At 54.1% G+C, this 15,741-nt stretch carries 10 protein-coding genes and 1 tRNA gene; 7 read left to right on the forward strand and 4 right to left on the reverse strand.

The features are described 5' to 3' along the window. Positions 1-5 precede the first annotated feature (5 nt). Entirely contained in the window at positions 6-881 is an 876-nt protein-coding gene (locus tag EDF81_RS05440; RefSeq protein ID WP_123346967.1) for a LysR family transcriptional regulator, read from the reverse strand. 128 nt (positions 882-1,009) lie between these two features. Here EDF81_RS05440 and EDF81_RS05445 point away from each other — a divergent pair, with 128 nt between their 5' ends. Beyond that, positions 1,010-2,107, forward strand: a complete 1,098-nt coding sequence (locus EDF81_RS05445) for an NADH:flavin oxidoreductase (RefSeq protein WP_123346969.1) — start codon at positions 1,010-1,012, stop codon at positions 2,105-2,107. 37 nt (positions 2,108-2,144) lie between these two features. Here the strand turns inward: EDF81_RS05445 and EDF81_RS05450 are convergent, their stop codons facing one another. After that, on the reverse strand, positions 2,145-3,038 hold the full coding sequence (locus EDF81_RS05450) for a siderophore-interacting protein (RefSeq protein ID WP_123346971.1): 894 nt from the start codon (positions 3,036-3,038) through the stop codon (positions 2,145-2,147). Positions 3,039-3,242: 204 nt separating this feature from the next. Here EDF81_RS05450 and EDF81_RS05455 point away from each other — a divergent pair, with 204 nt between their 5' ends. Next, entirely contained in the window at positions 3,243-5,441 is a 2,199-nt protein-coding gene (locus EDF81_RS05455) for a TonB-dependent siderophore receptor (RefSeq protein ID WP_123346973.1), read from the forward strand. Between the two features lie 40 nt (positions 5,442-5,481). On the opposite strand, the gene cbl is transcribed toward EDF81_RS05455, so the two are convergent. Then, on the reverse strand, positions 5,482-6,432 hold the full coding sequence (gene cbl / locus EDF81_RS05460; protein ID WP_123346975.1) for an HTH-type transcriptional regulator Cbl: 951 nt from the start codon (positions 6,430-6,432) through the stop codon (positions 5,482-5,484). 105 nt (positions 6,433-6,537) lie between these two features. After that, positions 6,538-7,455: a nitrogen assimilation transcriptional regulator NAC gene (nac, locus tag EDF81_RS05465; RefSeq protein WP_123346977.1), complete on the reverse strand. Its 918-nt coding sequence runs from the start codon at positions 7,453-7,455 to the stop codon at positions 6,538-6,540. Positions 7,456-7,913: 458 nt separating this feature from the next. Between nac and EDF81_RS05470 the strand changes: the two genes are divergently transcribed. The 5 genes from EDF81_RS05470 to EDF81_RS05490 all read left to right on the forward strand — a co-directional run bounded on the left by EDF81_RS05470 (position 7,914) and on the right by EDF81_RS05490 (position 15,740). Next, positions 7,914-7,989, forward strand: a tRNA-Asn gene (locus EDF81_RS05470). 809 nt (positions 7,990-8,798) lie between these two features. Further along, entirely contained in the window at positions 8,799-10,388 is a 1,590-nt protein-coding gene (locus EDF81_RS05475) for a Hint domain-containing protein (protein WP_123346979.1), read from the forward strand. A gap of 4 nt (positions 10,389-10,392) precedes the next feature. Beyond that, the gene (locus EDF81_RS05480; RefSeq protein ID WP_123346981.1) at positions 10,393-12,138 is read left to right on the forward strand and encodes a hypothetical protein; all 1,746 of its coding nucleotides are present in this window, start codon (positions 10,393-10,395) and stop codon (positions 12,136-12,138) included. 2 nt (positions 12,139-12,140) lie between these two features. After that, a complete protein-coding gene (locus EDF81_RS05485) occupies positions 12,141-13,574 on the forward strand; it encodes a hypothetical protein (RefSeq protein ID WP_123346983.1) in 1,434 nt (477 codons plus the stop codon). 21 nt (positions 13,575-13,595) lie between these two features. Beyond that, the gene (locus tag EDF81_RS05490; protein ID WP_123346985.1) at positions 13,596-15,740 is read left to right on the forward strand and encodes a hypothetical protein; all 2,145 of its coding nucleotides are present in this window, start codon (positions 13,596-13,598) and stop codon (positions 15,738-15,740) included. Position 15,741 lies beyond the last annotated feature (1 nt).

Here is a 15,741-nt window from a genome sequence, read left to right on the forward strand (position 1 = left end):
GCACGTCAGGAAGAAAGCGAGGATTTTAGTTTCTCAATAAACGTATTCACGCGGAGAGGCAGATAACGCGTGGTGGGTAGCACAGCCCAGATTGACAATGCCTGAGACCAGGCGTCGGCCAGCGCGAGCTCAACAAGCGTGCCTTCGCGAATTTCTTTTATAACATCCCAGCGGGTGAGCTGCGCAATCCCCAGCCCCTGAATACACAACTCTCTTACACCTTCGACGTTATCCGAGATAAAACGGCCCTCAACACCGACTCTGAAGGGGTCGTTATCACGTTCAAAGATCCATTGCGGCACGCTGCTAAGCCGCAGGCAATGATGCCGCGTCAAATCGTCAAGGCATTGGGGTTTGCCATAAGCCTGCAGATAAGCCGGTGAAGCACAGATAACCCGTGGATTGTCGGTAATTTTACGGGCGATCAGCGTGGAGTCCTTTAAAGGTGCAATCCGGATGGCCACGTCAATTCCTTTACCGACAATATCGACCACGTCTTCACTTAGCTGAAGGTCGATACTGAGCGCTGGATTATCGGATAACAGTTGCGGGACCAGAGGCAAAATATTACGCCGCCCAAATCCTGAGGGTGCCGTTATTCTCAGCAATCCTGCGGCACCCTGCGTGGAGGGCGAAAAGAGCGCTCTGGCCCCGGCCTCCGCGTCGAGAAGCGCGCGGGCATAAGGCATAAACTCCATCCCTTCCTGGGTTAACGAAACGGACCGGGTTGTGCGCTGCATAAGCCGCGTGCCAAGTTCCTGCTCAAGAGAGGCGAGTCGTCTTGAAACCGCCATGGGGGAAATATTCAGTCGGCTAGCCGCCTGCGTCAGGCTGCGCGTTTCCGTGATAACCAGAAAGAGTGAAACATCCTGCAGATTCATAGCGACTCCGTTATCTGAAGTGTCGATTATAACTCAAACCGTTATACCGACATATCAGCTCGCCCAGTTTAAGGCCTGAACAACAGTGATTATAGTGCATTCATGATTTAAACCGATGAGGAAAACCCATGAAGACACAGCCCCTATTCACCTCAGGTAATATTGGGAAAGTCGCCTTAAAAAATCGCCTTGCTGTCGCACCAATGACCCGCGTGACGGCCTCTGAAGAGGGGATCGCAGGCGACCGTATGCAGGCCTATTACGCAGATTTCGCCCGCGGCGGGTTTGGTCTGACGATCTCCGAAGGCATTTATATTGACAGGAAGTGGTCACAAACTTACGCCTTCCAGGCCGGATTAACCTCTGCTGAGCAAGCTGCGGGTTGGCGTAAGGTTACTGACGCCGTCCACCAGCAGGATGGGCGCATCTTTGCCCAAATCCAGCATTCCGGCGCGCTGTCTCAGGGCAACTATTTCCTTAACGGCAGCGTGGCACCCAGTGCCGTTCGCCCGACGGGCCAGCAGATGACGTTTTATCGTGGCGAGGGCGAATACCCTGTTCCACGTGAACTCAACGACGCCGAAATCCAGGATATTATCAGCAGCTTTGCGGATGCCGCATTCTGTGCAGTTTTTGAAGCGGGCTTTGATGGCGTGGAAATCCACGGTGCCAATGGCTACCTTCTCGATCAATTCCTCACGGATTACACTAACCAGAGAACGGATCGCTGGGGCGGGAATATTGCCGACCGCCTGCAACTGAGCCTCGCGGTGATTCAGGCGGTAAGACAGCGTGTCGGTCAGGAGATACCCGTCGGTATTCGGATATCCCAGGGAAAAGTGAATGACTTTTTCCATAAATGGGCCAGTGGCGAAGAGGATGTCAGCGTGGTGTTTACGCTTCTCGCCCAGTCAGGCATCGATTATCTGCACCTGACTGAGTTTGAAGCCTGGCAGCCGGCATTCCCGGGCAATCCATTATCACTGGTGGAGCTGGCACGTAAATATGCGCCGCAGTTAACCATTATGGCTAACGGTAGCCTGCACGATACCTCGCGAGCCAGGCAGGTTATGGATATGGGAGCAGATTTTATTGCGCTGGGACGTGGCGCCCTCGCCAACCATGACTGGCCCAAACGTATTGCAGCAGGTGAAGCCGGGCGTGTATTTGACAGCGCTATTCTCGGCCCCATCGCCGATATCAAAGATTCAGAACTTCCGCTCTGATCCCTGAAACCGGGAGCGTCCTCCCGGTTTCTCTGTGCTAAGCGCCCCGCTTACGCTTCGCCCAGTAGGCCATAAAGCTGACCGTAGTCGGGTCCACGCCGCGCTCACCGGTAAGATAGCGACGCAGATGTTTCACCACCGTGGATTCCGCCGCGACCCAGCCAAAAAAGGCCTGGCTGGTGGTGGTGGCTTTCTCCCACATCATTTCCCCCTCATCGATATCCGGCAGCGCTTCCTGAGGGCTGTTTTCCGGTACGCGGACGCGCTCTTTGACCGCCTCAATCAGGCACTCCCCGTGCACGGCACCCGTTGTTGCACGCGGCAGCCAGATGATATCGGCGAAGGTAAAGACGCTGAGATCGATGCAGTCACCGGCCTCAGGCACTTCAAAAAAGGCCTGAACTTTCGGCGGATGTTCCAGCCCGGCAAGCTGCTCCAGGATACCGCGTGCGGCGGGCAGCGCGGTTTCATCGGCAACAATCAGCGCATTCAGCAGGCCATCAGGCGGCGTCCATTCATAGCCGCCGCTGTCCTCTTTACAAGCGGCATTGGGCGCCACCAACTGGAGTGCGTCGCCCGGCACGGCGTTAATCGCCCAGGCCGAGGCCGGGCCTTCGGTGCCGTGGCAGACAAACTCAATCGTGGCTTCCTGACGCAGTGCATCGACATGACGCAGGGTATAGGTGCGCATTGTCGGACGTTGTTCTTTGGGCATGGCGAGAAACTGCGGATACCACTCCCCTTCGGTGGGCATCGCGGGCAGCGTGCCATCTTCAGCGGCAAGCAGGATTTTGATGCGCTGATCCGGCGAGTCAGATTTCATCTGCGCCACGTCCGGGCCGGTAAACACCAGGCTTAACAGCGAGGGGGAAACGGCGGTTTTCCGCGCCAGTTGAACGTTAAAAATGCGATAACCCGGAACGCCAGCCATAGCCTTTCTGACCCTCTATTTGCATAAGATTTGTAAAATTTATTGCCTGAAATTTAACAATTAACGTTGCTAATGAGAAGCGTTATCGGCAGAATTCTTATTCTCATAGAATAAACACTCACTTTCACACTGATTTTATTGAATAAATTCCAGTCAGGCGCTCGTCTGCTGACCGTGCTATTTCCCAATAAAAAGTAAGGAATGATGATGATTAGCCGCAAAAAGACGCTCTGGGCGCTCAATCCTCTGCTGCTGGCGATGATCGCCCCGGCGTTTGCACAGCAAAGCAGCGAAGAAAATATGGTGGTCTCCGCCAGCCGAACGCACCGGACCGTCGCCGAGATGGCGCAAACCACCTGGGTGATCGAGGGCCAGGAGCTACAGCAGCAGGTTCAGGGCGGGAAGGAGCTGAAAGACGCCCTCGCGCAGCTGATCCCCGGTCTCGACGTCAGCAGCCAGGGTCGTACCAACTACGGAATGAATATGCGTGGCCGCGCGATTGTGGTGCTGATTGACGGAGTGCGTATGAACTCGTCCCGTACCGACAGCCGCCAGCTGGATTCCATCGATCCCTTTAATATTGCCCATATCGAAGTGATCTCCGGTGCTTCCGCCCTGTACGGCGGCGGCAGTACCGGTGGCCTGATCAATATCGTCACCAAGAAAGGACAGCCGGAAACCCAGGTCGAACTGGAAACCGGTATCAAGAGCGGGTTTAACAGCCATCGGGATCGTGACGGGCGGGTTGCCAGCGCCGTCTCCGGCGGTAATGACCATATCTCAGGCCGTATGTCCGTGGCGTATCAGAAGTTTGGCGGCTGGTATGACGGTAAAGGTAATGCCACGCTGCTGGATAATACCCAGACCGGCTTACAGTACTCCGATCGTCTGGACGTCATGGGCACAGGCACGCTGGACATTGATGACCACCAGCAACTGCAGCTGGTCACCCAGTACTACAAGAGTCAGGGCGATGAAGACTATGGTCTGAACCTGGGAGAGAACTTCTCAGCGGTCAGAGGCTCCACTCAGGCCTATGCCAGCAAAGGCCTCAACTCGGATCGTATTCCGGGTACCGAACGCCATCTGATCAGTATGCAATACTCAAATACGGACTTCCTCGGCCAGGAGCTGGTAAGCCAGATCTACTATCGCAATGAGTCCCTGCAATTTTACCCCTTCCCGACCGTCTCCGGCGGTAAGGTGACCGCCCTCTCCTCTTCAAAGCAGGATACGGACCAGTACGGGGCAAAGCTGACGCTGAACAGCAAGCCGCTGGACGGGCTGCAGCTGACCTGGGGTCTGGATGCCGACCACGAAACCTTTAGCGCTAACCAGATGTTCTTCGATCTGGCGAAATCCTCCGCATCCGGCGGTCTGAATAATCAGAGCATCTACACCATCGGGCGCTATCCGGGCTATGACATTACCAATATGGCGGCCTTCCTGCAGTCCAGCTATGACATTAACGATATTTTCACGCTCGGTGGCGGCGTGCGTTATCAGTACACCCGCAACAGCGTTGAAGATTTTGTTGGCTACGCGCAGCAGCGTGCCATTGCCAACGGCACGGCCCGCTCGGCGGATACGATCCCGGGCGGCTCAACCGACTATGACAATTTTCTGTTTAACGCCGGCGTGCTAATGCATCTTACCGACCGCCAGCAGACCTGGTTTAACTTTACTCAGGGCGTTGAGCTGCCGGACCCGGGGAAATATTACGGCAATGGCACCTACAGTCTGACCAACGGTCACTACCAGCTGGTAAGAAGCGTCAATGTCGGCCAGTCAAAACTGCAGGGGATCAAGGTCAACTCCTTTGAACTGGGCTGGCGCTATACCGGCGACGCGCTGCGTACCCAGCTGGCGGCGTACTACTCCCGGTCAGATAAGAACATCAGAGTCGTCCCCGGCGTGTTAACCATCGAGGTTAACGACGATAAGCGTCGTATCTATGGCCTGGAAGGCGCGGTGGATTACTTTATTCCGCAGACGGACTGGAGCACCGGGGTTAACTTTAATCTTGTGAAATCCGAGACGAAAGCCAGCGGGCAATGGAAAAAATGGGATGTGAGCAACGCCAGCCCGTCAAAAGCCATCGCCTATGTTGGCTGGGCACCGGATCCCTGGAACCTGCGGGTACAGACCACCCAGTCCTTCGATATCAGCGATGCGGCCGGGAGGAAAATCGACGGCTATAACACGGTTGACCTGATCGGCAGTTATTCCCTGCCGGTCGGCACGCTAAGCTTTAGCGTTGAAAACCTGTTCGACACGGATTACACCACCGTATGGGGTAAACGCGCTCAGCTCCTCTATAGCCCGGATCTTGGCCCTCAATCGCTCTATGATTTTAAAGGTCGCGGACGCACCTTTGGTCTGAACTATTCTGTTCTCTTCTAAGCCCTAACCCGTCAGCCCGACCTCCGTCGGGCTGCTTCCTTTAAATCTGATAATCAATCACCACTTCATCCGGCTCCATCGCCTGGCGTTTGATCTCCTCAAGGGAGAGCCCGGCATTACAGAGTTCAATAAAGCGCCAGACGTAGTTGCGCTGAAGCTGACCGCGTTTAAGTCCCAGCCAGACCGTATTAGCATCAAACAAATGTCGGGTATCCAGACGGACCAGGCCGCCGGTTTCCAGCTCGCCACCCGACTGCTCTGCCACCAGGCCGATACCCAGTCCCAGCTCAACGTAGGTACGGATCACATCCGAGTCCTGAGCGCTTAGCACCACATCCGCCGCCAGCCCTTTACGCATAAAGGCTTCATCAATACGCGAACGGCCGGTGATCCCCTGACGGTAGGTAATAATCGGCCAGCGGGCGATCTCCTCCAGCGTCAGCGGGTTGGTCTGAGTTAAGGGATGGTCAACGGGCAGCAGCAGGCTGTGATGCCAGCGGAACCAGGGGAAAGCGACCAGCGTCGGATCGTTGCTCAGTCGCTCACTGGCGATACCGATATCGGCTCCGCCGTTGTGCAGCAGGGTTTCGATCTCCTGGGGCGTGCCCTGGATTAGCTCCAGCCGCACATCGCTGAACAACTCCCGGAAAGCTTTGATGACCGGCGGCAGACTGTAGCGCGCCTGGGTGTGGGTGGTGGCGATGGTCAGCACGCCGCTGGCATCGTTAGTAAAGAGGTCGGCCAGCCGACGAACGTTACTGGCCTCGTTAAGAATACGCTCGGCAATCACCAGCAGCGCCTTGCCCGGTTCTGTCATTCCGAGCAGGCGTTTGCCGCGGCGAATAAAGATTTCAATGCCCAGCTCTTCTTCCAGTTCGCGGATATGGCGACTGACGCCCGACTGGGAGGTGTAGAGCATATTGGCCACTTCCGTCAGGTTGTAATCCCGCCGGGCCGCTTCACGAATAATTTTGAGTTGCTGGAAATTCAACCTGTCCTCCGGGGTGCTTCATACGTCATGACACTATTGTTAAGGTCTGCGTACCAGGAGAACAAATAATAAAAACCAGCAACTTATTCCTTTCTGGAATATATATTAACTGACCAGCGACAGCTCGCGGTTTTCGAGCGTCGGACGACTGACCAGCGACATCAGGATCTCTTTCACCGCCTGCGCCTGCGGCGACAGAGAGCCGCGCGCCGACATATTCAGGGAGAGCGGCAGACTCATGGACGGCGTGGTGATGCGCGCCATCCAGCCATTGGCCGAGCTGCACAGGGAACGCGCCGCCGATTCGGGCAGTACGGTCACGCCCATTCCGCTGGCAATCGCCGCTGTTAAGGTCGCAATAGATTCAATCTCGCCAATAATTTTGGCGGTCAGACGGCGCAGGGTGAACGCCTCGTCAACGCGGGCGCGCACGGCGCTGTAGTCGCGCGGCAGGAACAGATTCATCTCCGCCACGGCGGCGAGGTCAACGCTCTGACCCGGGCAATCACGGGTGCCCACCAGGTAGAGATCTTCTTTCAACAGCGGCTGGCTGGTGATGCCTGCGATCGGCGCACGCTCATAGAGCACCGCCATATCCAGCTGACCGTTCAGCAACTTGTCATTCAGCAGCGTACCGCTGTTTTCGTGCAGATAGACCAGCACGTCCGGCAATTCGTTGCGCACCGCCTGCAGCAGAGGCATGGTGATAGCCGACGCGGCGGTTCCCGGAGCCAGACCGATAGAGACCTGGCCGCTGAGCGTCTGCCCGACATTGCATACCGCCAGCTGAGCCTGCTCGCACTGACGTAAAATCGTCCGGGCGTGAGTATAAAGTACCTTACCCGCTTCAGTTGGCGTCACGCCGCGTTTTGTACGGATCAGTAACTGCTGATCCAGTTCACCTTCCAGCGTGGCAACCTGCTGGCTCAGCGCGGGCTGTGCAATATGCAGGACTTCCGCGGCCTGGGTCAAACTACCAATGTCGACGATTTTTACGAAGTATTTCAGCCGTCTAAAGTTCATTTTGCCTCCTGATGCGGTATGCCAGTACCCGTGCAGGTCTGGGTGTCTGAGCTGGAATTGCAAGATACTTGCCAGTTTTAGATAAGGCGTGAAAACGCGCGTAAGCGGCTGGATAATAAGAGAAACTAATTAGACTCTGCTGCAATATTAATGAAACGCCTGTTCAGTTTTGCCCCATAAGGGGTAGCAGCGCACCAGAATGGTGCGTATCAATCAGCATTTGTAATGACGGCTGTGCGGCAATCACGGCAACATTCCAGCAATGGCGGGAAAAAATGCTTACAGGGTCAAAATGCTAAGCGGGATAAGTAATAAGTAGCGTCAATGACAAGCTAAGCCAGCGAAGAAGATGGAAAAATGGCGAAGATGGCGATTTTCTCAGCAAACGATTCACTCCCGGCGATTCGACCTTTGACAAAGCCATCCACCCCCGTTAGTATGCCGCCCGTTCACACGATTCCTCTGTAGTTCAGTCGGTAGAACGGCGGACTGTTAATCCGTATGTCACTGGTTCGAGTCCAGTCAGAGGAGCCATATTTAGAGAAGCCTGCTTAAGGAAACTTAAGCGGGCTTTTTGCTTTTGTACCCTTCGATACAGCACGTGCCCTTCGGGAGTCTATATCAATCGTTCCTGGCTGGTCGCAGCGAACCACACCCGTTGTTCCTGTTTTCGAATCCGCTCTGCACCGTAGGAATACAGCTTCCCCTGACAACGAATTCAGACGCCCCGCAGTCCGTTGAAAATATATCCTCTATCATTTTATATATCATGCACTGAATAATTCACGGCGCATATTAATAAAGTACAAATACACTCTTTATTTAGCCCAGGTGAAATACTCTTTCTTGTTTCATCAAAATTTATCATCGCCATTTCAAAAAATGCTATTTTTTGAAAATAATGAAGCCCTGCCTTTGAATAATTCTTTCATAGAGTTAGAGGCTATGGATTTTTCGTCACCCTCAGAGAAGCGCGTTAACCTGCTGGATGAAAGACTTACATTTCATTAAGTTGCCATGGGCTATGTCCCTTTGATCTTTTCAGGACAATTCTTAATTTATTTTTGCCACTCGGTTGCTTTCCCGCCCGATGTTGCTATTGTTGAAGCTATGTTAATAACGGCACCTTGCCGACACCACAGCAATTTAACAATGGGAAAAGCAACCCCATAAAATATATCTTTAAGCCACATCAATGACCTGCATCTATGAATGCTGCGTGAACATATTATTTCACTTGCATTATATGCAGCTCACCCTTTATCGCCCTGGTACTCAAGACGGCAATATATTTATTGCCATCCTTGCCGGCTTATGCCGACGATTTATTAGGTGCTAATTTTATGACAACGCAAGGCTATACCGCAGACGAAAAAAGCATTATTAAAAGTGTTATCAGTAAATATGCGAACACAGGAGTTTTTAATATTGAGCCCAACGATCCTCTGCTGGTCAGTTTTTACGATATCCAGCTTAAGCTTGCCGGTCTGGTCTCCGGTTCCGCGCCGCAGTTTACCCGAGGCTGGCAACAGGCAAAACAGAGCAGGCTAAGCACGGGCCTGCTCAGCCAGGCGGCCAGCGGCTCCGTCAGGCCGGTGTACAGTATTGTGGGCATCGACTCCAGCGATGGACAATCCTGGAGCGCAGATGCCATAGGCTCCCTTCCCGTCTCCGCCAGTAATGTGACGCAAACGCTGGGGCTGTTTGACGGGGATGCGACCAACGTCGGTGCGGTGAATAATAAACGATCTTATGTTTATGCCTCCGATTGCGCCATCAGTGCTAATGGCATATATCCGGCCAGCCAGAAGGTGAAGGAATTTCCGGTAACGGTGATTTATACCTTCGCACAGACCATCGATAATAATACCTTTTACGGTGCGGAAATTATTACCACCCGAAATTACCCGAAAGGTATCTATAACGAAAAACCGAGCACCATCAAAAACCCTAACGAAATAAAAATTTGTTTAACCCGCGACGAACCCGACTGTGACTACCGTCAAACCTACGCCGGTGGCGGTATTGTTGACGTGCCTATAAAAGGTCAAATCATCTACAACGGTGATATTGATATGAGCGGCAGCCGACCGGTGAATGCGATGAGCAGTATTTATTTAATTCGCACTCGCGCCGGTGGCGACCCTATTAGACCCTACGATGGCTTTGATTTTTTCGATAAAAAGAACTGTACCATCACCGGGAATACCATCTCATGGGATTTGAACTGGCTCAAGTTTAATAAAGTCGATTTTGATTCCGGTGAAATGGTCTACTACGTCTTTAAACTGGTGATGAGTGTCTCAGGCAAAAGTATCGTCGCCTTTATTACCAACGCGCCTAAAAATATTGTGCCGGGCCAGCTTTTCCTGAATACCGTACAAATTAAGCCGATGAAAATCGTTTACGGATGCCTCGGCGAAAATACTAAAATACGCATGGCGGACGGCAGTGAAAAAGCCATCTCCGCGATTCGGCCTGGCGACAGCGTACGCACGCGAAATAACGGCGTGTTGAACGTGGAACATGTTACCAGCGGACAGGAACAGCATTGTCTCAACATCAGCGTACGGGACCGGAACAACACGCTAACCAGCACGATCGCAAGCCCCGGGCATCCCTTTATCACGCCGTCCGGGATCGTGATAGCCCGGGAGCTCAGGGTCGCAGGAAAAGTGCTCACCCTGGAAGGTGAAGGTGAAATCAGCAATATCGAGCACCGCGCCGACGAAATCACAGTTTATAACCTGCAATTATCGGCAACAGAAACCGACGCCAACTGCATGTATGCCAATAACATTCTGGTCGGTGATATCCAGATGCAGCGTTTCCTGGAGGATGAGTATTATCAGCGCCCCGACAATATCCTGAGCCAGCTTCCGGCTGAGTGGCACGAAGACTTCCAGCAGCATCTGAAAGCGACCGGAGAATAAGCTCATGTATGAGGGATATCCGGACTTTCAGCGGATTATCAGCAGCGCGGGGCTGCGATTTATCGGCACCTGGCAGCAGGATAACACCGTTTTCCTGTGCCCGGACGGCCTGAGTATTCAGGCCGCGGACCCGCTACCGTTCAGCCTGGACATTATTCGCAGCAGTAGCACAGAAACCGTTTATGGCTGGCTGAACTTCACCACCGAGCTGCACTTCGCCGATCAACAGCAGCTGGCAGAGTTTAAAAAGCAGCACCCGGATAGCGCAGTGAACAGTCTGCCCGTGCTTCCTGGCAGCCTGGGCTTCGACGTGCCGATTGAGTATCACAGCGATCTCCACGGGAAACGCTACGACGCCAGCGGCTATTCGGCCCAGTGTATCCAGTTTATTATTTTGCTCAATTCAGCGGCCACGCAGCTTATCGAGAAAACCCTGCTCGATAAAACCATCGGCTTTAATGCCCGTGTGGATGGCTTTGTTCAGGGCGTCTCGCCGCGGCTGCCCTATACCGTAGTTTTCGATCCCCGTGAGCTTATGCTCAACCTCGCCGCCAATGTTCCGGGTGCGCAGCCTGCTGACGACAGCCGGGTCGCATTTCCCTATGACGCGCTGACGCAGTATCTGTACAAAAATATCACCACGCTGCCGTTGAGCCCCGCGCCTGCGCTCCCGGAAAACGACCCTTCCGCCGTCAGGCTCTTCTGTGAAGCATTTCTGGACCGGCTCTATAATCTGTCTGGCTCACCCTGTGCAGGCGCGGCGTCGAACAATGTGGCGATGATCTTTCTGGCAATGCCAGCGCAGCATGGTCGGGTGATTTTCGAACTGAATAGCGTCACGCTAAGCCAAAGGCCGCTCTGTTTTATACTCGATCCCTTCACCGCCGCGCAGCAAATCGCCAGCAGGACGCCCGACGCGATCATCCACCGCACAACCGCGCCACCGCTGCCAGCGGATAGACGGGATATCGACGTTTTTTATTCCTTCCCTGAGGGGCTATGCAGTCATGTGGCGCTGGACATCAAGCTCACGCTGCCCGGCGGGAATATCTACTCCTGGCCGCAGACCCAAACCCTGGAGCTCAGCGCGGGGCAAACTCAGCTGACCTTCCACTTCCAGAATAGCGCGGTGGAAGCCATTCCTTTCAACTATCAGCTGCGCATCAATTATTTGCAGGATGGCCGTTGGCTTAACCAGTGTACTGAACCGCAGACCTGCACTGCGCCCGTGCTGGTGCTGACCCCTGCGATGTGGCCCTGCCCGTTTCTGACGTTCAGCCTGGACGCCGGTCTGGCCCGGCAAAGCCACATAACGGGAACTTACCAGTCACAAGAGTGGCTGCAAGCGTTCGGGCTTACCGCAGAAGCCCCCAATTTCAGCGCACCCGCCCTCGGCGATAACACTTTTGCCTGGGCAGAAGCCCACGCGCTTTCGGATGACATCGTCGTCCCGCTGCCGCAGCCAATGTCTCAGTCCACCACAATAGGCGCCTGGAGCTTCCCGCAGTTTGGCTCCCAACAGGCGCATATCGTTGTCAACCTGGGGGCTGACACCCGCGACGTAACTCTGGAGTTTGAACCGCAAAGCCCAGCCCGCAGCACCACCAAAACCTTTACGCACACACATAACACCTTCGACTACGGCTGGACGGTCACATCGATTTTTGCGAGCGGATTTCGCTACAGAGTGGCTGGCGGGCAGTGGTCCGCCTGGGTAACCGGCGATCAAACCATTAATCTGGAAGGTTAAAAATGAATACTGACAGCCTGAATCCTCAAGACACCTTAGAGCACTTCTTCCTGCTGGAACGGGCCTTTGCCTTTCACGACCAGACCCGGCCGCAGGCAGATTATACCTATGGCAGCGCGGCTCCGCAGGCCGTACAGGACACGCCTGCAGGTCGCATCAGTGCGCTGCATTTGCTGACCAGCCCGGCTGGCGGCGTGGCGACCTTTATTGCCCCGAACATGCCTGTCGATACCCCGGCGTTAGAGTCATATATCAGGCAGCATTTCATCCCGTCGCCGGGCGATATTAACCTGGTACAGTGGGACGTTCGCCAGTCGTTATTTCTGCATTTTATCCGCCAGCCGGAATCGGCCAGCTATGACGTGGCGTTTGACAACCCCGCCATCCCCCTCACCCACAGCGAAAGTACGCTGCTGGACAGCGCCATTCGTGGAGACAAAAACAAGGTTTATCTGCTGGCAAGTAGCGAGTTCATCGTTAGCAGTCGCGTCACGGCGCGTCTTGAAGGTGACTGGGGCGCTTTTCTGACGCTGGCCATGAGCGAGAATATACGCCAGCCGGACGCTATCGCCCTGCTGCTCAATCAGCAAATTGATGCCGGGGCGCTCACGATGCCGGAACAGTTCGAAAATACCCCCTCAGAACAGACGCGCGAGCAGGTGAGAGCGTCGCTGGTCAACACCGCCTCGCTGCTGATTGCGAAGACGCTGAGTCGTATCCACTCCCCGGATGAGATCCCCGATGATATCGACTATGACATCCGCTACAGCAATAGCGTCCCCCAGCGCTATCTGCTTACGCAGCAGCAGGATATTGCCGTTCTGCTGAAAGGGCTTTCTCCCGGCAGCATCATCACCTTTAGCCCAGCGCCGCTGCCGGAACCTGACAGACCGGATAAGCCGGTACCGCCGCGCGAATGCGTGGTAAGCCTGGGTTTTAGCCCATCAGTGTTCAAAATCATGTCGATCGAACTCGGCTATGGGGGAGTACAGACGCCAATGCCGTGGCCCACTTTCTCGCCGGTCACCTTAAAGACCACCTCTACGAGTAACGAAATCACGCTCAAGGTGACCTTTGCCGACTACAGCAGCTATGAAAAACGGCTTCAGTGGCAGGACGCAATTGTACTCACCCCCCAGGATCTTGGCCTCTTTAGCGTCCTGTTTGAAGCCGAACACCTGAAGTCCAGCTTTAAATCGATCGAGGGTACGGCCACATTTCTGCCCGCCGGTCAGGCCAAAAAACAGTCATTTCGTTTCGCATTTTCCGACCAGCAGTGGCTGGTCAGCTGGTGGATAAACGCCCAGTCCGCCGAGCTCAACGGCCGGATCGAGTACAGCTGGAGCGGAAGCCTTAAAACGTTGCTCCCGAAAACCTATGACTCTGGCCGCCTGCAGGCCACCGTCAGCCCCATCAAACTGCAATACAAAAAGTGATATAAACAAGAGGAATACCCCATGTTAACCACCGCTTTGCAGCAATCGGTCAAAATCCCTACGGATATTTTTCTCGGCAACAAAGAGTATGCCTGTACCTGCTATGGCGACAGCCTGGATAAGAATACGTATTACGTGGTGCCTGAAATCCCGGTATTTGTTGCCAGGGACGATAAGAGCCCCAGCTTTATGTTCTACAAGTATCGCAGCGAAGATATGCTCGGCGGCTATAGCCAGTTCACCGTGATGCTGCCGCTTCCTCCGGAAGCGCTGCAGGCCAAAATCCGCGCCTCCCTGTTTGGCAACATTAAAGAGCAGCTGAGCGCAAAATCTGTGCTTATCGTCAAGTATGTTCAGGCGGAACAGGACGCCGAAGCGGACCCTTCAAATCAGAGCAAGAAAGAGAAAGCAGAGACGGCGCTGAAGAACACCGGCCTGGATGCCGATGCGGCCAGCCGCTTTGTCTCTCTGTACGATAGCAACAAAGGCCCCGATCAGTTTCTTCCCGAACTGATGCCGGAAGATGCGCAAAAAATCAAGCTTCTGCAGCCCAACTACACCTCGGCGCAGGCCACGCTGATCCTTGATGACAATGCCAAATTCTACCGCCAGATCCCGACGCCGCTGTCGCCATCGGGCCTGGGCGATAACACGACCGTTTTCGGTCTGACCTTAACGGGCGAAGGCGCCACCCTGTTTGAAAAAGTGCTGAAAGGCACGGATAAAAACTCAAGCGTCGGGGTGCGTTTTAACTTCAGCCTGGATGCCTCTCTGCCGGCGGCCAAAGTGACGGTCAGCTACGACAGTGAGATCACCAAATCCGTCACCCAGAGCATCACCTACCACACCTGGTCGGCGGATGAGAAAAAAATTGAGCGTGAATATATCGAAAAAGGCGCTATCAAAGTGGATGTCCAGGTCGGGCTGACCCCAAAAGAAATGGGGATGACGGACGATCAATATATTAAATGGAAAGAAGGCCTGACGGCATGGGGACAGAAGCAGGTTGAACAAATCCTGAGTAGTCAGACCGGGCTGGATATGAGCCTCGATATGCTTAATGACGCCGGTAGCTTTGGCAAATTCAAAGAAAGCCTCTCGGAAACAAAAAGTTTTACCCGCGTTTATGAAGAAAACTCGGTGGTCTCTTTTGCCATCGCCCCGCAGGCCCAGCTGCCATCGATCCAGTCCATCGTCGGGGAAAGCAACCTGAAGGACTATTTCAAAGAGTACGACCTGAACGATCCCTTCTACCAGTATCTGCAGCCTGAATTTTTTGTCACCCAGGATCTGGCGACCTATAACATCGCCAATATTGTCGTCACCGCCATCTACGACAAAGATAATCAGAGCACCCTGCAATTTAGCCCCGGTGATATGACCCCGAAGAAAACGGGAAGATGGTTTATCAAGCCTGAGCTGGGTCGCGCCTTCAAATACGCCTATACCGTCAACTTTAGCGGCATCCAGTCCAAACCCTATCATTCGGGCGAAATTAAGAGCGACGGCGAGCTGATTATTACCATTAACGCAGCGCAGTGTGGCGTCGTCTATGCGGATATCTCCACCCTGCTCGACCCCCTGGGATGGAATACTTTCAGCCAGGTGGTGGTGAAAACGCGCTATTCCGATCCGGATAAGGGCGTGGAACTGAAAACCACCAGCCAGGTGATCAGCGCCTCGAACCCGCCGAAGCCCTTTATTTACCCCATTGGCACCACAGTGGATAAGCCCATTTATTACTCCGCCGATTACTACGCGAAAGACGGCGATGGCCTGACCTATATTCCGAGCGGCGTTGAAACCAGCCCGCAACTGCCGGGCTATGGGCTGATTAACGGCCATCAGATCCTGATCGCCAACGCCCTCCCGAAACAGCAGAAGTACACCATCATCTTCAAGCCGACCCAAAAAGACGTCACGCTGATCACCTATGAAATGACGGTTAAATACCCGAAATGGGATTTCAGGCAGTCGCAGAGCCTTGTCGTGACCGAGTTTGATAGTAAATCCATGACCCAGTATCTGACCTTCGACCTGATGCAGGCGGAAAGCGGTAACACGCCGGAAATTAGCTATGTCGCAACGGTCTATTTCGGTGACAAAGGAGAAGAGAAAACCGTTACCAAACCGGTAACGGGGACCATTGTGGTCGTCAGCTTCTGAT

Source organism: Enterobacter sp. BIGb0383 (assembly GCF_003751845.1).
Classification (GTDB): Bacteria; Pseudomonadota; Gammaproteobacteria; order Enterobacterales; family Enterobacteriaceae; genus BIGb0383.